Genomic DNA, 21,324 nt, shown 5'->3' with positions numbered 1-21,324 from the left:
CTGATGCCAAATTTTGTTTTTGCCTTACCGTTGCCATTCACATTTGCACTACTCGCGTTAAGCATCAGTGCTTGTCAACCGATAGACGCTGACAAATCTAATACTAGTACGCAGAGTTGGGTGTGCCAGTCGCAAGAGTTACCCTTTACTTATAGCGCCTGTAGCATCAAGGCTGAGGCATTAAATAGCGAACGCTACTCTCTACAGTTGTTTTGGCAACCCTCTAATGACTCAAAACCGCTGCTCACTTTTGCCAATTTAGTGGATACACTGCCAAAATCACAGCATTTAGTTTTTGCTATGAACGCTGGTATGTACAACGAGCGTTACGCGCCGATTGGTTATACAGTCATTGAAGGTGATGAGATTCGCGCCTTAAACTCAAACGAGGGCGGCGGTAATTTTCATTTATTACCCAATGGGGTTATGTGGTGGGATACCTCTGGCCAAGTGCAAATTACTGAAAGTAATGCTTTAGCTGAACAGCTGAGCAGTAGGGATGCAAAGCCTTGGTACGCCACGCAATCAGGGCCAATGCTAGTTATCAACGATGAGATACATCCGCAGTTTAATCCTGATAGCACCTCAAGTAAGTTTCGTAACGGAGCCGGCGTTTGTAGTGATGGCAGCATACAATTTGTCAATAGCGATGAGCCTGTGACGTTTTATCAGTTTGCATCCTTATTTAAGGATAACTTAAACTGTCCGAATGCGCTATTTTTAGATGGCGGTATTGCGTCAGCACTATATGCGCCTAGTATCGATAAACATGACAAAAAAGAGATGGGTGTGATGATTGGGGTCACTGAAACACAAGAAAATTAGCTCATCTATACGCCCGCTAACAGCTAAATTTTGCTACAATAGCGCCAATTTTTGTTCCACAATATATTAAATGATTGAGAGATTACTATGGGTTTTAACTGCGGCATCGTCGGCTTACCAAACGTAGGCAAGTCCACTTTATTCAATGCCTTAACCAAAGCGGGAATCGCCGCTGAAAACTTCCCGTTTTGTACCAAAGATCCCAACACTGGTATCGTACCGGTACCAGACCCACGCCTAAAAAAGCTGGCTGATATTGTCAATCCTGAGCGCGTATTACCAACGACGATGGAATTCGTCGATATCGCAGGATTGGTCGCTGGCGCCTCAAAAGGCGAAGGCATGGGCAACCAGTTTTTGGCCAATATCCGTGAGACTGACGCGATCGCTCACGTAGTGCGCTGCTTTGATGATGACAATGTCGTACACGTCGATGGCCGCGTCAGCCCTATTGACGATATCGAAACCATCAACACTGAACTGGCCCTTGCTGATCTTGAAGCTGTTGAGCGCGCAGTATTTAACCTAACCAAAAAAGCCAAGGGCGGTGATAAAGACGCTGGAGCCATGCTTGATGTGTTCAAAAAAATCGAGCCGCTCTTAGCTGAAGGTAAAGCGGCGCGCGCAGCAGGATTAGATAGCGATGAGAAAAAACTGATCAGAAGTTACGGTCTGATTACCTTAAAGCCTACCATGTATATTGCTAACGTGTCTGAGGATGGTTTTGAAAACAACCCTTATCTCGATGCTGTACGCGACTACGCCACGGGTGAAGACTCTATCGTAATCGCCTTATGCAACCAAATCGAATCTGAAATTGCGCAACTGGATGAAGATGACAAAAAAGATTTCTTAGAAGACATGGGTATGGAAGAGGCAGGTTTGGATCAAGTGATTCGCGGTGGTTATGACTTACTCGATATGCAGACTTACTTTACCGCTGGCGTGAAAGAAGTGCGTGCTTGGACTGTCGCTATTGGTGCAACAGCGCCGCAAGCGGCGGGCGTGATTCATACTGATTTTGAGCGTGGTTTTATCCGCGCTGAGGTCATCGCTTATGATGATTTTATCGAATATAACGGCGAAAAAGGGGCTGCTGCCGCTGGTAAATCACGCCTAGAAGGCAAAACCTACATTGTACAAGATGGCGATGTCATGCATTTCCGCTTTAACGTCTAAGTATCCCAACAGTATAAGCATTTTGCCTGCTTGCTGACTTACACAGTCTTAGCATAGTACAACCAAAAGTCAGCCTTCGCGCTGGCTTTTTTTATTATACTGATTTAACGGATGTCAAAATACATCGCATATTTTTATAAAGCACATCTCAAAAGACGATAATGTTAATGACAATAATAATGGAATATAAACTATGGTTGTTCATTTTAATAAGCTTACCACCCCAGCCGATCATTGGGCACGATTATTCACCGCACAGCGATTAGGTAGTGTAAAACCAGCCCCTATTCAAGACAGTGCTCGCTCCTCCTTTCATAAAGACTATGATCGTTTGGTGTTCTCACACTCCTTTCGCCAGCTCAATCAAAAAACTCAAGTCCACCCATTAACCAATCAGCTAGGCATTCATACGCGCCTGACTCACTCTTTAGAAGTGTCTTGTATTGGGCGCTCGTTAGGAATCATGGCAGCAGAAAAGCTTCATGATAAATTAGGCAATGGCTTGCCTGCAGGTGTCACGCCAGCAGATGTAGGCGTCATCGTGCAAGCTGCCTGTCTTGCTCATGATATTGGCAATCCACCTTTTGGCCATGCTGGTGAGTACGCCATTCGTGATTGGTTTATGCACCCTGATCGCCAAACCATCTTGCAAAATATCAGCAACGACGAGCGTCTTGATCTGTTTGCCTATGAAGGCAATGCACAAGGGTTTCGCCTATTGGTGCGTAATGAGCATCATCCTGACCTAGGCGGTATGCGCCTAACCTGCGCGACTTTGGGCGCGTTTATGAAATACCCGTGGTTAGCGACGCACAGCAATCCGCTAAATAGCACTCCAATAAACAACCAGCATCAGAGCGCTGATCAAAACGCCTCTAAAATACAAAAATTTGGCTGCTTTTATAGTGAGGCTGTACAGTTAGAACAATTGGCGGACTGTTTGCAATTGCCACGCTCAGAGCAACACGCTGGCTTTGCTCGTCATCCACTGGCTTACTTGTTAGAGGCTGCAGACGATATCTGCTATGCGCTTATAGATCTAGAGGATGGAATCAATTTAAATATGCTCACCTATCATGAGGTGGCGACGATATTTTATGAGTTGATTGGCGAGCGTCCTAGTAGTATTGATTTACCTGCCCATCTCTCTGTCCGACAGAGCCTAGCCTCACTGCGAGCACGTGCAATGATGCGCTTGGTCAACACTGTGACCGATGCTTTTGTGGTAAATAGCGATAAATTGCTAGCTGGAACCCTCAATGGCAGTCTATTTGCGCATTGTGATGCAAGTGTGCAAAATGGTATCAATCAAGCCAAGCAGTTAGCGCGCGAACGGATATTTAATCATCCAAGTAAAGTTCGCATGGAGCTTATGGCGAACCAGTGCTTGCATCGTCTACTTGATTCATTTATGCCATTGGCATGGACAGCACATACAAGCGCGTCGAAACCTTTTGAGCAGCAACGCCTATTAAGCTTGTTACAGCCCCATCTTGATGAAAACAGACGCATACTGACAGATGATATTTATCATAATATTCTAAATATTTTAGATTTTATTACTGGTATGAATGATCATGAAGCTTATAGGTTGGCGCAAGAGTTGCAGGGTCATTGGGGTACAATGGTTTGACAATCTCGCTGTCAGTATCAACGCTGACCGCGTATTTCATTCGTATTTTTGCGTTGAAATGAGTATGATAAACATCTATTAGGTAATTTTGAAATATTATGAGCAGTCGCGAACAAAAAAAGCTTCAAACCCGGCGAGCATTTTTTAATGCAGTGTTAGACTTATGCATCACTGGGCAATCATTTAGCTCCATTAGTCTTAGACAAGTCACTCGTGAAGTTGGTGTGGTGCCGACTGCCTTTTATCGTCACTTTGATGACATGGAATCACTAGGTGAGGCATTGGTCGTTGAAGAGCTAGGCGGTACCCTTGCTATCTTACGTGATGGTCTACAGATCGGTCGCAAGCGCAGTTTTGATCGTCAAATTGCAAAAAGCATTCAATTGTTTTTACAAACCGTCAATGCACAGCCTCGTTATTGGCAGTTTTTGGTCAGTGAGCGCTTTGGCGGCTCAGAAGCTGTCCGTAAAGCCATCAGTAATCTAATAAAAATGCATGGAAAAATCTTGGGAGAGGATTTAGCACTGCAGCCTGCCTTTACGCATATCAATGATTATGACCGGCGTTTATTGGCCGAAGCTGGGGTCAATATGTTTTTTTCTTGGATTATTGATTGGTTGGAACTCACCTATTCTGAAGAACATGATGATGAGATGAATCCGGCAGAAATCGAAGAGAAAAAACAATTAATGCTACACAACTGTACACGCCAAGCGCAAATGTTGTTCTATGGTGCTTATAATTGGAAATCAAGTGAAAAGACGCAGCTTAATGATTAACAATGCATTCTTGAATAATGTTACTGGTTGTTAAAAACTAGGGCGAAATGCCCATAAGCGCTGTGCTACGACTGTTACTGTTTTAGCCTCCCTGTTATTGCCGCTGGTATTACTAGCATCATTGTTGCTAGCACCATTATTATTTATATCGTCGTCATCATTTTCAGAGTTCGTTTTACTGATTAATACCGTTGCATACCGCTGCGGCGCGATGCCTACATCGCTATTGCCAGTTGCGGTAATGAGCGCTCTGAACGCTTGACTATCTACCGCTAATAACGACTCAAACCCTTGACGCTCTTCAGTACCCATACTGATAAATGGTGGTAGCTGCCATAAATCATCAACAGAGACCAATACTTGTTGTGCACGCAGATCTGTCAGGGTTTGCATCTGCTGTGGGGTCGTCTCCTCCATCAACGCAGCTAACAGTACGGGACTTGCTGTATTGATATTAATTGGCACAAAATAAGGGACCGCAGTAATATACGGACGCAAAATTGCCAATGTATCAGCGTTTACCCCGTGTACCTCTTGGAGTTGATCGATACTAACCAATGATTGATTGGGCAATGCTTTATTTGCACGAATATTGGTTTGCTCGCCATATAAAACACTCTCATCACCGCCATCGTTATAAATTTCATTGTCTGGGTCTTGCCAGTCAAGTACCGCGATCGCAATTTCAGGCTCTAGGTTTAACTGGGTTAACAAACGCTGAAATATCTCCAATGCATCGGTATCGGCTGCGTCATCATGATAAAGATTATTGATATTAAAACGACTGGCTTCATCGCGCAACGCGATAGTGATACTATGCGACCCTAAAGTATAAGGCGGCAACGGCTGCGCCCAAATATCTTGCATGCTATCGTTATCATTTAGCTTATCATCAGCGCGAATAATGGTAATCGCTAGCTGCTTCCCTGCTTCTAAGTCTTGTAGTAACTGATCTTGATTAAATAGTAGCCCACTGCGACGAATAACGATTTTTTGGCTCGCAAGCATTGCCCCTGCTACCACTGTAATACTGACAACCAAAAGCAAGATGGTCAATAAAGCCACGCCGCGCTGGGAGTCTGCTGTCATTGTCATAAGCGCCTCCTATTATTGGCCGTTTGTCATGTTATCAGGATCATTTTCGTTATCGCTATTACCGCCTATATTCGTATCAAGCCCACTACTATTAACTGGCAGAGGTTGCGGCGCGAGCGCCCATTGCCATGTAATCGGCATATCTTGATAAGTAAAGCTCATCCCTATTCCTTTAGGAAGTAAGACAGTCTCTGCCTCATCAATATTAAGGTTATTACTATTATTGTTATTAATCTGTTGCTTACCTGCGCTAGGGAAGTCGTTACTTACTTCAGGTAAATAGGCCTGCCAGCGCGCTGCTGTGACACCACTGAGCAATATTGTATCTAGGCTGACGCTATCAGCTCCACTTTCGATACTGTTATATTGTCGCCGGATAAGACGTTGATCTGTAAAGACATACTCAACACGCTGCAAGCTTGGACTGGTTTGGTAGCTCGGATCGGGATCAGCAAAACGCACAAAACTAAGCTGCTCACCGTTTAAACTCATAAAAGGTTCAGCAGCTACAGAGTCTTGCTCGCTATTGGTATTGGTATTTAGATTGGAGCCGTTCGCGCTACTATTTTGCGTAGAAGGTGCTTGATAAGCAATGATTTGACCCATGTCTTGTTGCAATTGTAAATATGCATATTGTAAGACCGCCAGCTGATCGGCATGGAACTGTGCCCGCTCGCGAGCACGGTTAACCCCATCAAACACCTGCCACCCTGCGACGGCAAGCATCGCAAATATTGCCATCGCGACCATCAGCTCAAGTAAGGTAAAGCCGTGTTGCTGCCTCACAAGTTACCTCCACTTGGATTTAAACTACTCAGATCTAAGCTACCGACATCTTGTTCTGCATTGCCTAAGATCACATCGATATCTGTTACCGCTGAGCGCACTTGTCCATCAATGATAGGGGCAACACTGATATTTACTTCCTTGAGCGCTGGCGACAACGTATTATTAACGGTCATGGCTACTTGCCACGTACGGCCTTGGGCGTCCATCGTTTGCGTGCTATTGGCTGTCAACCACGACTCTTGAATCCGTAAATCAGCCGCGGCGTTTTGTGCCACAAAGTGTGCAAGCGTGCGTGTACGTAGTACCTCAACCGAGCTTAGATATGCACTACTGGCACGGCTAGCGGCAACAGCAACCACCGCTAGTATTGCAAGCGCCACCATCACTTCAATCAGCGTAAATCCACCTTCACGCTTGACAAGCGAGATTTGGCTTGTGCTATGTGTTGCCATGTGCGCTGTTGGTTTACTTCTCTTTACCATCTGCTACAGTCCCTGCCCTATCATCATACTACCATCCGGCATGATAGTGATGACTTCTCCGACCAATCGTGACTGATGACGCACCTCAATCGTGACAGGAGTTGCTTGCCCAGTACCAAACCACAATACCTGCGGCACTGCCTGCCCATTAAACCAAGGCTGCAAAACTTGGGTGGACTCAAGTCCCGATGCATTGCTTGTCTGCAGACTTTGAATGCTTAAACTGACCCCAGCTGGCATTTCTGGCAATGTGACTTCTGTCTCTAGCTCCCAGCTGGGCATTGGTGGATTGTCGCCATTAGCGCCCGACATACCGGACAAATCTGCAGACAACTCCATTGCATTTTTGGGCGTACTATCGCCGTTACTTGGCGTGACTGATTGGGTCTGATAGCTAATATAAGGGTTTGATAAACTCATAATAACGGGCGTCACTTGACCTTGCTTGTCTGCTTGTAAGCTTAAACCCATCGGCTGCATACGCTCAGCTGCCAGTAGCCTGACATAGCTTAATGAGTCAGTAAGATGCTCGTAAAAGGCGCGGTTTTTTCGCGATTCGCTACTGCCGACTGATACAGCAATCATGCCAGCAAATATAGACAAAATAACCATGACCACCATGATTTCGACTAGGGTAAAACCAGTCTGCGGACGCGCTAGTATTTGCAATACAGTTTTTGAAGAAAGTGCTTGATTGGGTAATGCTTGGAAATGTTTTTTTTGCGAATAGCTTTTTTGAGAATGCTCAGGAGAATTACGATAACAATGACTCAACTTTATAGCTGAGTCGTTGCCTAGGTCAAATAGCTTATACTCTGAGGGGTAAAAAGCATGCTCGACCACTGAGCTGGAACGGGTCTTTGCAGTGATCGGCATGTTATACCTGTTATCAATAAGTCGTATTACGATGTTCTTCTGATTCTGTATCAATTTGCTCAACCAATTCTTGCATGTCCTCATCCAATACATCTTGGTCCGTCGCATCAGCTGGATAATGACTGGGCAACTCAAGCATCTGCTGCACAAAGACATAACGTAGAGTATCGCGGCGACCTAGATAACGCTGATAAAAACTGGAGTTTAACAGCCCCGCCCCGCCTTGACCCATCGCCCAAATGGAAGACAAATAATCACGAGTGCTCAAACTACTACGCTCATCTTTTAGATAAATGCTGATAATATCTAGCAAACGCTTCATACGCTGGCGGCGAATATCATATAGCTCACCGAACAGGCGATTAAGACCAGTCACTGAAGCTGCCAGACGTTCTTCTATTTGATTGAGCAGCATGGCTTTTTGCGGGTTGAGCAGTTGCTGAAATATCATCCGCGCAATTCCTGCTGATGGACAATCATCAATACGGTTTATCTCAAACAGCTGCTCTTCATAACGAATAATAATACGCAGATACAGCTCATCTTTGCTCGAAAAATGCTTATATAGCGTCCCCTTTGCCAAATCTAGTTGATCGGCCAAACTGTCTAAAGTGATATCACCGTCGCCTGACTCAAGTAATAACTGCTCAGCCATCGCTAAGATATTCTCTTCGCGCGCTTTAAACTGATGTTGACGACTCATAATCTCTCCTAAAACTTGGTCAAAATAAGCACGTGACCATATTGCGATAACCAGTACAATAGATAGTGAAATGATAATGTCAGTATAAAGACTGCATAAAAACTATAATGAACTATAAATAGCTACTATACTTATATTCGCTTAATGTAGTCGATACCGAATAAAGCTAATACGTTGTAACGTGATTCGCAACTGGTATAATTTTTTCTTGCTTGCTGTGTCTACACTGACAGAGGCTGCAAAAATTTATACCAGTCTCGCTGTAACGTTTTTATAGCGAACTAATTATAGTTATGCATAATCATAAGCTTACGCTCTTATACCTAATAATGGGATACACGGCGAAAAGACTATACAATTAATGACTGACTGGTCATAGCATAACGATTTTAATGGTACTGTGCCAGTAAATTTTCAAAGTTTTTTGCAGTTAGCGCTCCTACTTCATTGCTACTACAGCCATACATATCAGCAAGATAATTGGCAACGTAAGGAACATACGCCGGCTCATTAGGCCTACCACGTTTGGGTACAGGTGCAAGATATGGGCTGTCTGTTTCGATAAGTATTCTGTCTTTAGGCATTTTGCGCGCAGCATCTTGAATCATTTGCGCACTCTTAAAGCTGACAATACCTGAGAATGAGATATAAAACCCTAAATCCAGCGCACGTTTGGCCGTCTCCCAATCTTCGGTAAAGCAATGAATAATGCCATGTTCAGCACCTTCCGCTTTTAAGATATCGATAGTATCCTCTTTAGCATCACGCATATGTACGACTAGAGGTTTCTTCAAACTTTGGCTGGCGTGAACGTGCCGCGCAAGGCTGGCTTGTTGCTCTTTTTTATTTTCTGTTGACCAATAGTAGTCCAGCCCCGTCTCGCCTATTGCCCAGACGTGCTCAGCGTCAGCGGTTTCTACCAAACGCTCGACCGTCGCTGATTGCAATACGCCAATATCTTCACAAGGGTGAATGCCAACGCTCATACCAAGATTTAGCGTTTCATCACCGTAAGTGCTGACGATACTGGCAATCTCATCATATTCGGCAAAATCACACATAATAGCCATCGCACGCGTGACATTGGCCTCTTTCATGGCGGCAATTGCACCGGACAACTGACCGTCATACTTCGTTAAATCTAACCGGTTTAGATGGCAATGAGTATCAGTAAACATAAACAATCTCGTTAATAAAAATCAATAAGTGTAGGATCTGTTGAACATTTATTGCTCTAATCAGCACTGTTTTCAAGGGGTGTTTAACAGTAAACTACTAGGTTAGCTATTAATGGCATTCAAATTAACTTTATTAAAGCTATAGATATGGCAAACACCACACTAAAGCGCTACCCTAATAATGGCGTATCACTAGCAAAAACGTCGTACCCTTTATTCATCTTTCACAAGCCTTATCATTATGAATCAGAAAAAAACCGTGACCCTACCCCCTATTGTAAAGACTCTGCTACCTAAGTATTTTTACAAGCAACGGTTCTTATTGCAGGACAACGGTCACGATAATCATATCGATATTGCTAAAGACGCTCGTATTATTGGCAATTCAGTTATTACCATTCGTAAAGGTCATGATAATCAAATCACCATTAGTGAGCATGGACAATTTAATACCTTAAAAATTGATATCAATGGCAGTCACAATCAAATCACTATCGCAGAGCATGTCAAATTTTCTGGTCAATTATTAATCGTTGGCAATCATTTGCACATTCATATCGGTGCGCGTACCACTGCCATAGATTGCTATATTTTGGCACGCGATAAGAGCGTGACCATTGGTAGCGCTTGCATGATATCGCGCGGCATTGAAATTCGGGCGACTGACGTCCACAAGGTCTATGATATAGACTCTAATGCGCGACTGAATGATGCTCATGCTGATGTTGTCTTAGGAGATCACATATGGATTGCCGCCAATGTTACCATTTCTAAAAACGTCACTATCGCTAGCGGTTGTATCATTGCAGCAGGCGCTTTTGTCAACAAACCCATTGAGACGCCAAACTGTATGGTTGCAGGCACACCTGCAAAAATCATTCGCCAAAATGTACGCTGGGAGCGCTAAAGATAGCTTAAACTATAATAGCTAATTAAGTGGCACCACGCGCATGACCTCTTCTATGGTCGTGACCCCTTCACTGATACGCTTTGCCCCAGATAGGCGCAGTGGCTGCACGCCTTCGCGGTACGCTTGTTGTTTGAGCGTATCCAAATTGGCATCAGCGGCGACCAGCTTTTTGAGCTCATTCGACAATGGCATGATCTCGTACAGACCGACACGGCCTTGATAACCTGTATGGCGACAGTGCTCACAGCCCTGCGCCGTATAGATTTGTGCTGGCACAGCAGCGCGCCAAGGCTGTACCAACTCTTGCCACTGGATAGCTATCTCGCTATCTGGCGTAACATCAACGGCTTGCTTACAGTGCGGGCATAACGTCCGTAATAATCGCTGCGCCATCACACCCAAGATAGTTGCCGAAGTCAAAAACGGCTGAATTCCTAAATCATGTAAGCGAGTGATTGAACTGGGCGCATCATTGGTATGCAACGTCGAGAGCACCAAGTGTCCAGTTAAGGATGCTTGCACAGCCATGTTGGCGGTTTCAGCATCACGAATCTCACCAACCATAATGATGTCTGGGTCTTGACGCATCAAGGAGCGAATACCATCAGCGAAGTGCAAATCCACGCCTGCATTGACCTGCATTTGGTTAAAGGCTGGCTCAATCATCTCAATAGGATCTTCGATAGTACAGACATTGACCTGCTCCGTCGCTAGCTGCTTGAGCGTACTGTATAACGTCGTGGTTTTACCAGAGCCCGTCGGACCAGTGACCAAAATAATGCCGTTGGGATGTGCTGTCAGCTCATGCCAAGTCTCAAGCTGCTTACCCGACAGGCCAAGCTGAGCAAACGAGCGCACCAGTACTTCTGGGTCAAAGACGCGCATAACCAGCTTTTCGCCAAAGGCAGTCGGCATGGTAGAAAGACGTAGCTCGGTTTCCATCCCATTATGGGTACGTGTTTTTAAGCGACCATCTTGCGGTTTGCGCTTTTCTGCGACATTAAGACGTCCTAAAATTTTAACACGTGCGGTCACCGCGACTATAATCGCCAGTGGCATCTCATAAACAGTATGCAGCACGCCATCAATTCGAAAGCGCACTTTTCCCGTCTCACGGCGTGGCTCTAGATGAATATCACTGGCACGCTGCTCAAAGGCATATTGCAACAGCCAATCGACGACTTTGACGATATGTTGATCGTTGGCATCTGGATTGGTATTGTCGCCCAGCTGCAATAAGGCCTCAACATTGGTCACATCAGCAGCTGCACGCTTATGGACGCTGTTCGCGCCGGCAATCGCTTGCGTAACTTGGTAGAACTCTTGCCGATAGCGATTAATTTGTTCAGGATTGATATAAACCGTGCGATAGCTTTTAGATTTGATGATTTTTTCGATGTTTGTGTGCCAATCGGTATAAAACGGCTGATCGGTACCGATGATGACCTCATCTAATGTAACCTCAATCGGCAAAATATGCTGCGAGCGCGCATACTCAAAAGACATCAGCCGCGTCACTGCCGGCACATCAACCTTTAACGGATCAATGCGAAATATTGGCATATCTGCTTTGGCGGCCAGCCATTGGTTGAGCCATGCGAGCGTTAATTTATTCTCAGAGCTGTTATCAAGCGCATGACCATTTGGCAAACCAAATTCACTAATCGTCAGTAGCGGATGCTGCGCCTTATCACGGCGACTGGTAATCACCAAATTGTAGCCACGCTGGTCAATCACCCTGTCTGCCAACAATTCATCAAGACACCAACGTAAATCAATCACTATCGAATACTGCTGAGCGGACATATTTTTCTTCTTTTATTATCGGTAAGCGGTGCTTAAAAAGCACCCTACAAGGTCTCATTATCTTGAATTCAATCCACTTCTACAATTGCCGTGATCTGCAACTGCCCTGTCTTTAGCAACTGAAAGCTGACATCCACAGTCTTATAACGCATGACAAACGCTGTATTTATCTCCGTACGGCGATAAGCGGGACGTGGATCTTGCGCGATTAAGGCTTTTATAGAGTCGATATCAGAGATGAGCAATTGGCTTTGTATCTTGCAAACCATCGAAGATACCGTAGCATTATTTGTACCAACATCTTGATGGTTGGTTGTATCAGATTGACCTATCTTGACCTGCTCTACATTAATCAAAGTCAGAAACTGCTCATGAGCAGACTCAGTTATCGTCACATCCAGCAGTACCGGCGCAGTTGGTGCAAAGCCACTCTCTGCATCATCAACAGCATCGCTATAAGCGACATAGGGTTTGATATCGATAATTGGCGTACCATCAATCATATCAGCACCGCTAATGACTAGTAATACGCGACCTTGTACTACCTCGACCCGTTCAAGTTTGACCACAGATAGCCCTAAACCTGATGGTCGATACATACTGCGACTGGCAAACACCCCTATCTTCTCATTACCGCCCAGCCGTGGTGGTCGTACTTGCGCGCGAAAATTGCTATCCGCTTTATTGATATGGCCGTTTTCATTTACTTGACTGGCTTTACTTAAATAATTGTGATGAAACTGCCAGCTAAGCCAAATATGACTAAAGGCTTCTAATCCGACAAATGCCGCTGGCGTATCATAAGGCGCTAACATCTCAATCACGCTAGTCAATGCCACCAGATTTGGCTGTCTTGGCGCCCCAAACTTCTGTGATAGGGGTGCGCGATGGTAGCCAATAATTGGCGCGTGATGATGGCTTTCTAATGCATAGCTCTCTAACATATTGTCCTTTGACTTATCGCCCTCTAACACATTGCCACCTGACATAAAACTCTCCAAAAAACCTGCCTTAATCACGCTGTATCTCTTTTATATTGAGCTGACTATACAAAAATATTTACTAACGATATTCTATTTTATCATGCCCGCTTAGAGCCCCTGAGCGGATTTTTATTCTAAAGTTTGGTATTATGAGCATGGAATTTGTTGAGAATCGTTTGTATTCGTATGCTAGCGTCTCTATACATAGACTTTGCAGGCATTCCCAGCCCCTTATAACGCTTATAATAATGCTAAAATAGCGGTTTATAATACAGCCTATTTGCTTGACTCATAATGCCATTGAACTTATAACACCCAAGATTAGTAAGTTTAATATTTTAGATCTTAAGCGGTTGCGCTAACTGTCTTTATTTTGATAATGGTTATAAGCAACAGACACTTTTAAGATATTGAATCTACCATTGAAAATTTTGATTTAATACTCATTTAAACCTACCAACGTAGTCAGCAATCTATTAACGAGGACTTTATGTCAAAACTTCGCACCGAAACGGTCACAGAGGTTCATCACTGGAATGACGCTCTATTTAGCATCAAAACCACGCGCGATGACGGTTTACGTTTTCGTAATGGTGAGTTTGCGATGATTGGTCTCGCTATCGATGGTAGACCCTTACTGCGCGCTTACTCGATTGCTAGTCCTAACTATGAAGAGCATTTAGAATTCTTTTCTATCAAGGTTCAAGATGGTCCATTAACGTCACGTTTGCAACATATCAAAGTCGGTGATGAGCTATTGGTCAGCAAAAAACCAACAGGTACGTTAGTGCTTGATGATTTACTGCCAGGTAAACATCTTTATATGCTATCAACGGGTACTGGGCTTGCGCCATTCTTAGCATTGGCTCGTGATCCTGAAGTTTATGAGCGCTTTGATAAAATCATTTTGGTCCATGGCGTACGTTACGTTGATGATTTGGCTTATCGAGATATGTTCGAAAATGAGCTACCAAATGATGAAATCTTTGGTGAATGGTACCGCGAAAAGTTCATCTACTATCCGACTGTCACGCGTGAAGCGTTCAGAAACACTGGACGCGTCACTGACTTGATGAAATCAGGCAAACTGTTTGAAGACATTGGCCTGCCTCCAATGAATAAAGACGATGATCGCGTCATGCTCTGTGGTAGTATGCCTTTTAATGCGGAAGTGTCAGAGATATTAGATGGCTTTGGTCTTACTGTCTCTCCACGTATGGGCGTACAGGCAGATTATGCAGTCGAGCGTGCCTTCGTCGGATAATTTGGCTAAGGCTAAGTTCATTAAAATGCAATTTATATAAATATTTCTTGACGGCTAAAAATAGGCTGTTATAATACGCAGCCTATATAGTTAACCCTGTAGCCCAATTCGATAATGTTTAGCAGTAAAAACTTTATCCCCTAACATGCCAGTGTGATGGAATTGGTAGACATGACGGATTCAAAATCCGTTGCCTTTAAAAGCGTGTCGGTTCGAGTCCGACCACTGGTACCAATACTAAAATACCGCTAACGATTTGGTTAGCGGTATTTTTTTGTGTGTTAGTTTATAAAACTGTTCTAAAAAATCTACGATATAGTTGTTACTAAATAAAATAGGTACATTGCATTAATATGAGAGACTGGTACAAATTTTTCTTGCGTGCTGTGTCTGCGCTGACAGAGGCTTTGTAAAATTTATTCCAGTCTCTCTGCATTTTTTTATACCAATCTGACTATATGTTGGCTGGCTCTATCTCATAGAGTACGTACAATGCATCCTACGACTAAAACCAATTCTATTCAGCGTCATCTATGAGGGTATTCAACGCTTCAGCCATTTTATCATCGATAAGATTGTCTTCAATATAATCAACCAATTGATGTATGGTGCTCAGATCCATCTCTCTTATACCCAATCTGGCCAGCTCTTCATTGATAGACTCTAAGCTTACGGCATCCTCAGGATTGCCTAATAAGTGCTCATCAAATCCAGCATTGACGAACCAATATATTTTTTCTAGCACGGTGTTTTTTTCGGTCAAGGTAGAATAACCATCGCCTTGGATAAATAAATTAAAATGATAAGGTATCTCTACATCATTGATAAAAAACGTGCGCATACAGTCTATCGTGTAGGCTTGGCTATCACTATTTTCATCGTCTACATTGTCTTCGCTGTTTTCAATCTGCTCTGGTACTAAGCTTCCTACTATCTGATAATCGCCTGTCTTTACCTTGTGATTATAGATGATAGTAGCGTCAGTTATAGCGTCAAAGATAACCGCGCTGATATCTAAAGTATTATCATCGATATCATAAAAGGCTTTTAGCGCTGGTAAAAACTCGGTCAGCTCATTTTCAGGCACTGGCGTGAGAAACTGTTGCTCGTATATGGTTATCATGTCTTCAGGAGCATAAGTATTGACGTTGTCTTCTTCGTTTCTGCCGGTAGGATTGAGCGGAATAAGGTTAAAGGGGTTGTTATTGGTCATGTATAGTGCCTTGTACTAGAAATTCGCTGTATTGATAGCTGTGACCACAGTTCTAGCGTATATCGCTAGTTATGACGCCACAATAAGGGGCATACGCCCCCTTTTAGCCCTCAAACAGTTAGTTTAACTCAAAGTTATTTATCATAGCTTGGTAATTACTGTGGTTCATAAAGTGTTTTGCAGAATATTTTGAACCTATAACTGAGATATGATCTCCATCAAAAGTGTACGGAACATTAGTTCCATTAACATCAAAAGTGTTGTTATTTTCATAGAGCATTGTTCTGTCAATATAATAAACATTGTCATGTTTTTGAGATAAATTGTTCAGTCTCATGTTTGCTTTACTTACAAATGTGTCATTACCATCGAAAGCATCTATATCAAATGGTTGATCAAAGTAAATACTTTTATAAAAACCTTGTAACGGGTTTTTTTTGTAATCGTAAGGAGCTGCCATAAGGAATATATTTACATCTAGCTTAGCTGCTTCATCAATCAGTTTTTCCACATCTTTAAACTGTTCAAATTCTAAAGCATTACCCCACGATCCTGCGAATATTAAATTTTCATAATTTTGCATATTTTCTTTCAGGTATTTCCTGTTTAATAAGCATTGCTCATAGGCCTTATTCGTTTTCGAACCTATAAAGTTTTCGGTAAGAGACGGAACACACCAGTTGGTAACTATTGATTGAAAGGATGCGTCATTAGCCTTAAATACCTCGTCAAAAAATGGTTCATTATGACCAGCAAAAGAATCACCAAATAGTAATGTTTTGGCATTTTTTTCTTTATTACCTAAATAACAATCGATCCCCTTACTTTGGCTTACCTCAAAACTTGGGTCGTGAGATGAATAAAAACAATAACCGTTATTTCTATAAGGTATTTTTAGGCCATCAATAATACTTTTGTCAGATGCGTTTAACGAAAATCTTTCCTCAACCCCTTTATCTACAAAAACAAAGCTTCCTAGGACACCAATTGCCAATACCATGTATATAGGCTTGTGCTTTAAATACGTAAATAAGTTGCCAAACTCTCTTCTGAAATTGATTTTTTCAACATATTTGTAGCTCAAAAACCCAAGTAGTATAGAGAGTGCCATACCTAAATAAATATAAGAGCTACTTAGTGAGAAGTAGTATATAGCTACAACAAGTGGCCAATGCCAAAGGTAAATTGAGTAAGACCAAGCTCCTAGTTTTTGGAAGACTATATTACTCGTAATAATACTGTCGTTACGCTGTGCTTGGATAATTAGGAACGATCCTAGAACCGGAAATAACGCTAGGTAACCTGGCCAAGGATTTTCTGCTGATATTAAAAAATAAGAGCTGACAACCAAAGCTACCCCTATCCACTCTACAAACCTTTTTCTGTTCTCCTTTAAGGTAAAAGGATAAGAATAAGCAACACCACCAATCAACATCTCCCACGCTCTGGTAGTCAATAAGAAGTAAGAGGCATTGGGCCATTTGTAAGTAGAAAAAACACAAAATATAAAGCCTAGAACCGTTGCCACTAGTATCATAAGTTTCATAGTCTTTATTGACAGAAACTTACGCATAGCAACCAGAATCAATGGATAGATAATGTAAAACTGCCATTCTACTGATAATGTCCAAGTATGTAACAGCCATTTTTCAAGAGAAGCTGCATCGAAATATCCAGCTTCCCTCCAGTACATGACGTTGGATAAAAAACCTATACTACTGGCAACATGCTTACCTAATACTCTGTAATCAAAGGGCGTAAGGTAAAACCAACCAAAAATCATCAGGACTAAGCAAAGCAATGCTAGAGCAGGAATGATTCTATTGGCGCGAGCAACATAGAATTTTAGAATAGAAAATCTGTCTTGCTCAATCCCTTTAAATATTATTCCAGTCATTAAGAACCCTGAAATTACAAAAAAGACATCAACGCCAGCAAAGCCTCCTGGCATCCAAGAAGGATTGAAATGGAATAGCAGAACAGCGATAACTGCGATTGCCCTGAGGCCATTAATATCTTTTCTAAATTTCATAAGAACACTGTCCAAAAGGTTAATATAAAGTTGTTATAAATATCGCTGTAAATACAATATTGTAGGCTGTACACCAGTCGACTAAGAAAATATTGTCGATGGTATCTTATTTGTATGTGAATGCATAGCTCTACTAGAGCAGTTAATGTCAGTTATGTGCAATAGACATCATTTTATTAAGAAGTTTTAAGGCCAAATTACAAACCTAAGAAACATATACGAGAGATCAGCATAAAAGTTGCTGATGAAAAATCATAAAAATTCTATGCTCGTATAACTATTTCCTAAACTAATAGACCTTAGCCATAGAGTTTTTTATAAAACATCCATAAAACGTTTTAACATGAGCAAACGTATCACTGAAACGCAAATTATATCCATTTTAAAAGAAGCTGATGTGGGGTTGCCTGCCAAAAAGCTATGCCGTAAATACGATATCACTAGTTCAACCTTCTACAAATGGAAGTCTAAATATAGTGGTATAGAAGCATCTGATGTGAAGCATTTAAAAGAGCTTAAAGAAAACCGCAGACTCAAACAGATATATGCTGATTTAAGTTTAAAATCTCAGATACAGGAAAAGTTTGTAAATTAAAAGATTATGAATTTGACAGTTCAATTATCGTTATAGTTCATAAAAAAGAGCCACCACTGCATGCAGTGCTAGCCCTTTCAATCACTGTTTCTTATTAGATTATCTTAGGTATTTTTAAACCACATTACGTTTGATCTTGATACCCAGTGCTATTTCGATAAATCCAAACCCCGCAGCCTAAGAGCGTTACCAATCACCGAGACTGACGACAAGCTCATAGCAGCCGCTGCTATCATAGGACTAAGCAGCAGCCCAAACACGGGATAGAGCACGCCTGCAGCAATCGGTACGCCAAGCGTATTATAGATAAAGGCGAAGAACAGATTCTGTCTAATATTACGCATGGTGGCGTGGCTAAGCTTATGGGCTTTGGCAATACCCATCAAATCACCTTTTAATAAGGTAACTCCAGCGCTTTCCATCGCCACGTCCGTACCCGTGCCCATCGCAATACCGACATTTGCTTGCGCTAGTGCAGGCGCGTCGTTGATACCGTCTCCTGCCATTGCAACCAACTGACCACTGCCTTGCATCTCTTTAACGATGCGGTTTTTGTCTTCTGGTGACACATCGGCATGGACGTCATCGATACCTAATTTATTGGCGACGGCCTGCGCGGTTTTTTCGTTATCACCGGTTAGCATGACCACTTTTAGCCCAGCTTCGTGTAGCAGTCCTATAGCTTCCTTGGTGCTTGGTTTGATAGGGTCAGCCACTGAAATAATACCTGCAGCTGTACCATCTATCGCCACAAACATGACCGTTTCACCGTCTTTTCTACGCACGTCAGCTTTCGTAGATAAATCCTGATCGAAGCTATTTACACGCTCCATAAGCTTGGAGTTACCGATAGCGACTTGTTTGCCGTTGACCACGGCCTGTACGCCTTCACCCGTCGTCGAATTAAAGTCTTGGGCTTTAGGGATAGTAAGCGATTTATCTTGAGCCGCTCTCACAATAGCTTCTGCCAAAGGGTGCTCGCTCGCGCTTTCTACCGCGGCGACCAAAGCCAGAAACTCATCCTCATCTTGACCTGCCAGCGCATCAATAGCAGTCAATTCAGGCTTACCAGCGGTTAGCGTACCGGTCTTGTCAACAACGATAGTATCAACCTTTTCCATAGTCTCAAGCGCTTCGGCGTTTTTAATCAATACGCCGTTTTGTGCGCCCATGCCTGTACCGACCATGATTGACATTGGCGTTGCCAGCCCAAGCGCACAAGGACAGGCGATAATGAGTACTGCGATAGCGTTAACCAGTGCATAGGCCATAGCCGGCTCAGGTCCGAATATCGCCCACACAATAAAGGTGATGATGGAGGTGACAATGACAATAGGCACAAACCAGCCAGCCACCTGATCTACCAAGCGCTGGATAGGCGCACGGCTACGCTGGGCATCGCTAACCATTTGTACGATTTTGGATAATACCGAATCTGCTCCGACGTTGACCGCCTCAATAAGCAACGTGCCAGTGCCATTCACCGTACCGCCAGTGACTGTATCTCCTGCTACTTTTGAGACAGGGATTGGCTCGCCCGTAACCATTGATTCGTCAACATTGCTATTACCATCGAGTACAGTACCATCTACTGGCAGCTTCTCTCCGGGTCTAACTCTTAGCTTATCACCACTGACGACCTCATCAAGCGCGACCTCAACTTCATTGTCATGTTCATCAACACGTCTTGCAGTTGGCGGTGCCAGCTCAAGCAATGCTCGAATTGCGCCCGAGGTCTGACTTCTGGCTTTTAGCTCTAATACTTGACCCAACAGCACCAAGGTTACGATGACAGCTGCCGCTTCATAATACACACCGACTTGACCAGCGCTATCTCTGAAACTGTCTGGAAAAATATGCGGGAAAAAGGTCGCGATAATACTAAAAATATAAGCAGCGCCTACGCCTATCGCAATCAAAGTAAACATATTTAGATTGCGGCTTTTTATAGACTGCCAGCCTCGAACGAAGAACGGCGCGGCGCCCCACAGTACAACGGGAGTAGCAAGCGCTAATTGCAACCACTGCGAGACGGGGCCTGAGATATCATATTGACCAATATTATCTAAATTTATCCCAACCATCTCGCCCATAGCGTAGATAAATAGCGGTAAAGTAAGCACGGTACAAATCCAAAATCGACGCGTCATATCATCAAGCTCAGACGTGTCTTCCTCACCGACAGTAACCGTTTCTGGCTCAAGTGCCATGCCGCATATCGGACAGCCGCTATTCTCAACGTCTCGGACTTCGGGATGCATGGGACAGATATAGACTGTACCCTTGTAATCGTCTGGTACTTTGTCGTATTTCCCGCCTTTAACGGGTTTTACGTCGCCGCTGTGAGCGTCTGCTCCGTGACAATGCGCGTGACTGTCTTCATGGTCTTTGGAATCAGCGACCTCTTTAACAACTTGGTCTTTAGGTTGTAGAAACATACCGCATATTGGGCAATCGCTCTTCTCAACATCTCTAACCTCAGGATGCATGGGACAGATAAAGATTGTGCCATTATAGCCAGTAGGTACTTTATCGTACTGTCCGCCTTCTATAGACTTTGTATCGTCAACATGCTTCATAAAATCACTCCTTGAAGACAACGAGTAGAGATTTTGAACCAATTATATCAAGCGCTGATAGCCGTGGTTTCTACTCTGCTTTACCTGCCTAACCATTTAATTGAGCCTCAGACTTAGTCTGATTTACGCAGATATTTAATCAGTGCCAAAATAGCCAATATCAGTACAGCAAAAACCAGTACCGTAAACGATAAGGAGACTATCGATCTTCCCCATCCCATGCCATGAATTGAACCATTCATCATGCCGTGCATAACGACATTAGGCATACCATGCATCATAATCACCATTATAAGGACTCCTTATTTATCATTCCCTTATTAGTAGTAATGATATAACAATAGCGGGTGAACGTATACCTTTCAATAAGCTATTTACTCGATAGTCTCGAATACGTAATACT

General features: G+C 43.2%; 19 protein-coding genes and 1 tRNA gene. 8 read left to right on the top strand and 12 right to left on the bottom strand.

Features of this window, described 5'->3' with window-relative positions; translation table 11 throughout:
* Positions 1–3 precede the first annotated feature (3 nt).
* The 4 genes from BTV98_RS11495 (at position 4) to BTV98_RS11480 (ending at position 4,416) form a co-directional block, all read left to right on the top strand.
* Positions 4–825, top strand: coding sequence for a phosphodiester glycosidase family protein (locus tag BTV98_RS11495; RefSeq protein ID WP_075103643.1), 822 nt, complete (start codon positions 4–6; stop codon positions 823–825).
* Positions 826–912: 87 nt separating this feature from the next.
* A complete protein-coding gene (ychF, locus tag BTV98_RS11490; protein ID WP_058369693.1) occupies positions 913–2,004 on the top strand; it encodes a redox-regulated ATPase YchF in 1,092 nt (363 codons plus the stop codon).
* Between the two features lie 193 nt (positions 2,005–2,197).
* Positions 2,198–3,637, top strand: a complete 1,440-nt coding sequence (locus tag BTV98_RS11485; protein WP_075103642.1) for a deoxyguanosinetriphosphate triphosphohydrolase — start codon at positions 2,198–2,200, stop codon at positions 3,635–3,637.
* A 98-nt stretch (positions 3,638–3,735) separates the two neighbouring features.
* Positions 3,736–4,416: a TetR family transcriptional regulator gene (locus BTV98_RS11480; RefSeq protein ID WP_075103641.1), complete on the top strand. Its 681-nt coding sequence runs from the start codon at positions 3,736–3,738 to the stop codon at positions 4,414–4,416.
* A gap of 30 nt (positions 4,417–4,446) precedes the next feature.
* Here BTV98_RS11480 and gspK read toward each other — a convergent pair whose 3' ends face one another.
* The 6 genes from gspK to BTV98_RS11450 form a co-directional block, all read right to left on the bottom strand.
* On the bottom strand, positions 4,447–5,511 hold the full coding sequence (gene gspK / locus BTV98_RS11475) for a type II secretion system minor pseudopilin GspK (RefSeq protein WP_256713904.1): 1,065 nt from the start codon (positions 5,509–5,511) through the stop codon (positions 4,447–4,449).
* 12 nt (positions 5,512–5,523) lie between these two features.
* Complete coding sequence (gene gspJ / locus BTV98_RS11470; protein WP_075103640.1) at positions 5,524–6,297, bottom strand: type II secretion system minor pseudopilin GspJ; 774 nt, start codon at positions 6,295–6,297, stop codon at positions 5,524–5,526.
* A complete protein-coding gene (gene gspI / locus BTV98_RS11465; RefSeq protein ID WP_075103639.1) occupies positions 6,294–6,782 on the bottom strand; it encodes a type II secretion system minor pseudopilin GspI in 489 nt (162 codons plus the stop codon). Before gspI ends, gspJ begins: the two co-directional genes overlap by 4 nt.
* A 3-nt stretch (positions 6,783–6,785) precedes the next feature.
* Positions 6,786–7,658: a Tfp pilus assembly protein FimT/FimU gene (locus tag BTV98_RS11460; RefSeq protein ID WP_083606201.1), complete on the bottom strand. Its 873-nt coding sequence runs from the start codon at positions 7,656–7,658 to the stop codon at positions 6,786–6,788.
* Between the two features lie 13 nt (positions 7,659–7,671).
* Positions 7,672–8,361: a TetR/AcrR family transcriptional regulator gene (locus BTV98_RS11455; protein ID WP_058369688.1), complete on the bottom strand. Its 690-nt coding sequence runs from the start codon at positions 8,359–8,361 to the stop codon at positions 7,672–7,674.
* Between the two features lie 389 nt (positions 8,362–8,750).
* Positions 8,751–9,539, bottom strand: coding sequence for a TatD family hydrolase (locus tag BTV98_RS11450; RefSeq protein WP_075103638.1), 789 nt, complete (start codon positions 9,537–9,539; stop codon positions 8,751–8,753).
* A gap of 241 nt (positions 9,540–9,780) precedes the next feature.
* Here BTV98_RS11450 and BTV98_RS11445 point away from each other — a divergent pair, with 241 nt between their 5' ends.
* Entirely contained in the window at positions 9,781–10,446 is a 666-nt protein-coding gene (locus tag BTV98_RS11445) for an acyltransferase (RefSeq protein ID WP_075103637.1), read from the top strand.
* Between the two features lie 21 nt (positions 10,447–10,467).
* Here BTV98_RS11445 and BTV98_RS11440 read toward each other — a convergent pair whose 3' ends face one another.
* Both BTV98_RS11440 and tsaA read right to left on the bottom strand, forming a co-directional pair.
* Positions 10,468–12,255, bottom strand: a complete 1,788-nt coding sequence (locus BTV98_RS11440; protein WP_058368441.1) for a GspE/PulE family protein — start codon at positions 12,253–12,255, stop codon at positions 10,468–10,470.
* Between the two features lie 68 nt (positions 12,256–12,323).
* Positions 12,324–13,199: a tRNA (N6-threonylcarbamoyladenosine(37)-N6)-methyltransferase TrmO gene (gene tsaA / locus BTV98_RS11435; RefSeq protein ID WP_058368444.1), complete on the bottom strand. Its 876-nt coding sequence runs from the start codon at positions 13,197–13,199 to the stop codon at positions 12,324–12,326.
* Between the two features lie 529 nt (positions 13,200–13,728).
* Here tsaA and BTV98_RS11430 point away from each other — a divergent pair.
* Both BTV98_RS11430 and BTV98_RS11425 read left to right on the top strand, forming a co-directional pair.
* Entirely contained in the window at positions 13,729–14,502 is a 774-nt protein-coding gene (locus tag BTV98_RS11430) for a ferredoxin--NADP reductase (RefSeq protein ID WP_058368442.1), read from the top strand.
* 147 nt (positions 14,503–14,649) lie between these two features.
* Positions 14,650–14,736 (top strand) — tRNA-Leu (locus tag BTV98_RS11425).
* 283 nt (positions 14,737–15,019) lie between these two features.
* Here BTV98_RS11425 and BTV98_RS11420 read toward each other — a convergent pair.
* Together BTV98_RS11420 and BTV98_RS11415 are read right to left on the bottom strand one after the other, a co-directional pair.
* Positions 15,020–15,715 carry a hypothetical protein gene (locus BTV98_RS11420; protein ID WP_058368425.1) on the bottom strand — a complete coding sequence of 232 codons (696 nt, stop codon included), beginning with the start codon at positions 15,713–15,715 and terminating at the stop codon, positions 15,020–15,022.
* A 118-nt stretch (positions 15,716–15,833) separates the two neighbouring features.
* Positions 15,834–17,747 (bottom strand): acyltransferase family protein, encoded by a 1,914-nt coding sequence (locus BTV98_RS11415; protein ID WP_075103636.1) that lies wholly within the window; start codon positions 17,745–17,747, stop codon positions 15,834–15,836.
* 343 nt (positions 17,748–18,090) lie between these two features.
* On the opposite strand from BTV98_RS11415, the gene BTV98_RS11410 reads away from it, so the two are divergent.
* A complete protein-coding gene (locus BTV98_RS11410; protein WP_075103635.1) occupies positions 18,091–18,342 on the top strand; it encodes a transposase in 252 nt (83 codons plus the stop codon).
* Positions 18,343–18,491: 149 nt separating this feature from the next.
* Here BTV98_RS11410 and BTV98_RS11405 read toward each other — a convergent pair whose 3' ends face one another.
* Positions 18,492–20,921: a copper-translocating P-type ATPase gene (locus tag BTV98_RS11405; protein WP_058368428.1), complete on the bottom strand. Its 2,430-nt coding sequence runs from the start codon at positions 20,919–20,921 to the stop codon at positions 18,492–18,494.
* A 113-nt stretch (positions 20,922–21,034) separates the two neighbouring features.
* Complete coding sequence (locus BTV98_RS13665; RefSeq protein ID WP_156410065.1) at positions 21,035–21,211, bottom strand: hypothetical protein; 177 nt, start codon at positions 21,209–21,211, stop codon at positions 21,035–21,037.
* Between the last annotated feature and the right edge of the window lie 113 nt (positions 21,212–21,324).

It is taken from the genome of Psychrobacter sp. Cmf 22.2 (assembly GCF_001921745.1).
In the GTDB taxonomy this organism is placed as follows: domain Bacteria; phylum Pseudomonadota; class Gammaproteobacteria; order Pseudomonadales; family Moraxellaceae; genus Psychrobacter.
This window is presented reverse-complemented; position numbering and strand designations above follow the sequence as displayed.

Bases quoted from the DNA above. Each gene is read 5' to 3' on its own strand.
- BTV98_RS11495 (WP_075103643.1), top strand. From the start codon at position 4: ATGCCAAATTTTGTTTTTGCCTTACCGTTGCCATTCACATTTGCACTA.
- ychF (WP_058369693.1), top strand. From the start codon at position 913: ATGGGTTTTAACTGCGGCATCGTCGGCTTACCAAACGTAGGCAAGTCC.
- BTV98_RS11485 (WP_075103642.1), top strand. From the start codon at position 2,198: ATGGTTGTTCATTTTAATAAGCTTACCACCCCAGCCGATCATTGGGCA.
- BTV98_RS11480 (WP_075103641.1), top strand. From the start codon at position 3,736: ATGAGCAGTCGCGAACAAAAAAAGCTTCAAACCCGGCGAGCATTTTTT.
- gspK (WP_256713904.1), bottom strand. From the start codon at position 5,511: ATGACAATGACAGCAGACTCCCAGCGCGGCGTGGCTTTATTGACCATC.
- gspI (WP_075103639.1), bottom strand. From the start codon at position 6,782: ATGGTAAAGAGAAGTAAACCAACAGCGCACATGGCAACACATAGCACA.
- BTV98_RS11460 (WP_083606201.1), bottom strand. From the start codon at position 7,658: ATGCCGATCACTGCAAAGACCCGTTCCAGCTCAGTGGTCGAGCATGCT.
- BTV98_RS11455 (WP_058369688.1), bottom strand. From the start codon at position 8,361: ATGAGTCGTCAACATCAGTTTAAAGCGCGCGAAGAGAATATCTTAGCG.
- BTV98_RS11450 (WP_075103638.1), bottom strand. From the start codon at position 9,539: ATGTTTACTGATACTCATTGCCATCTAAACCGGTTAGATTTAACGAAG.
- BTV98_RS11445 (WP_075103637.1), top strand. From the start codon at position 9,781: ATGAATCAGAAAAAAACCGTGACCCTACCCCCTATTGTAAAGACTCTG.
- BTV98_RS11440 (WP_058368441.1), bottom strand. From the start codon at position 12,255: ATGTCCGCTCAGCAGTATTCGATAGTGATTGATTTACGTTGGTGTCTT.
- tsaA (WP_058368444.1), bottom strand. From the start codon at position 13,199: ATGTTAGAGAGCTATGCATTAGAAAGCCATCATCACGCGCCAATTATT.
- BTV98_RS11430 (WP_058368442.1), top strand. From the start codon at position 13,729: ATGTCAAAACTTCGCACCGAAACGGTCACAGAGGTTCATCACTGGAAT.
- BTV98_RS11420 (WP_058368425.1), bottom strand. From the start codon at position 15,715: ATGACCAATAACAACCCCTTTAACCTTATTCCGCTCAATCCTACCGGC.
- BTV98_RS11415 (WP_075103636.1), bottom strand. From the start codon at position 17,747: ATGAAATTTAGAAAAGATATTAATGGCCTCAGGGCAATCGCAGTTATC.
- BTV98_RS11410 (WP_075103635.1), top strand. From the start codon at position 18,091: ATGAGCAAACGTATCACTGAAACGCAAATTATATCCATTTTAAAAGAA.
- BTV98_RS11405 (WP_058368428.1), bottom strand. From the start codon at position 20,921: ATGAAGCATGTTGACGATACAAAGTCTATAGAAGGCGGACAGTACGAT.
- BTV98_RS13665 (WP_156410065.1), bottom strand. From the start codon at position 21,211: ATGGTGATTATGATGCATGGTATGCCTAATGTCGTTATGCACGGCATG.